At 72.0% G+C, this 829-nt stretch carries 1 protein-coding gene; it reads right to left on the bottom strand.

The window, feature by feature from the left end; genetic code table 11:
- A partial coding sequence (locus QR78_RS31560; RefSeq protein ID WP_048431596.1) for a four-carbon acid sugar kinase family protein occupies positions 1 to 347 on the bottom strand: 347 nt, incomplete at its 3' end.
- Between the last annotated feature and the right edge of the window lie 482 nt (positions 348 to 829).

Raw genomic sequence — 829 nt, 5'->3', positions numbered from 1 at the left:
CCGTCGCGGGTGACGCGGCCCTGGTAGGGGAAGGCGGGTGCGACGATCACGGGACGCCCGTCGCCGAGGCAGGCGGCGAGCTCCGCCGCCCAGGGGCCGCGCAGCAGGCTGTCGACTTTCTTGAACGCGATCCCGGCGCCGGCGAGAATCGGGGCGGATGCCGCGACGATCCGGGCCGCGTCCGCCGGGCCCTGCTCGCGGGTGCCGGTGTCGAGGGCGAGGCTACCCTCCGCCGGCAGGCTCCCGCCGATCCACGCGACCTCGACCGGCCCGACGAGGCCGGTGAAGCCGGCGGCGGTGTCGAGGGTGCCGGTCAGGTCGTCGGCAATCAGGCGCAGGATCGGCATCGGATTCACGCGCGGCCGGCCGAGTGGAAACCGGCGCGACGGCTACTCGGCTCCCTGGACAACATGACAACCGCACAGACCACGCCGGATCGCCGGGCCTGTCGCCGGGCGGTCGGGATCGTGCCCCCGTCCCTCGCTCCACCGGCATCGGCCATGCCATCCTCCCCGATCGACCCCCTCACAGGCGTCGAATTTGTTGTAAACTTGTCATGTCGTACGGGAGGTGGTGCGGACTTGTCAAGCGGTCGTCACACGGCGATGCCAGCCGGACTCGGCACCGTGCGGCGGCCGACCTGGCCCACGGGTCACGATGGGCGGCATCGGATCGAGGTCATGATGACGGGCTTCCACCTGCCCCTTCCGGACGGAGACGACCGGAGGCCGGGTTACCCGGGCAATGATCGCCTCGCGCGGCTGCGGTTCATCTCCGCGCAGGCCCGCGAGCGCTACAGATCGGTTCCCGGCCTCGCCGGCGTGGCCGA

This window comes from Methylobacterium indicum, assembly GCF_001043895.1.
GTDB lineage: Bacteria > Pseudomonadota > Alphaproteobacteria > Rhizobiales > Beijerinckiaceae > Methylobacterium > Methylobacterium indicum.
This window is presented reverse-complemented; position numbering and strand designations above follow the sequence as displayed.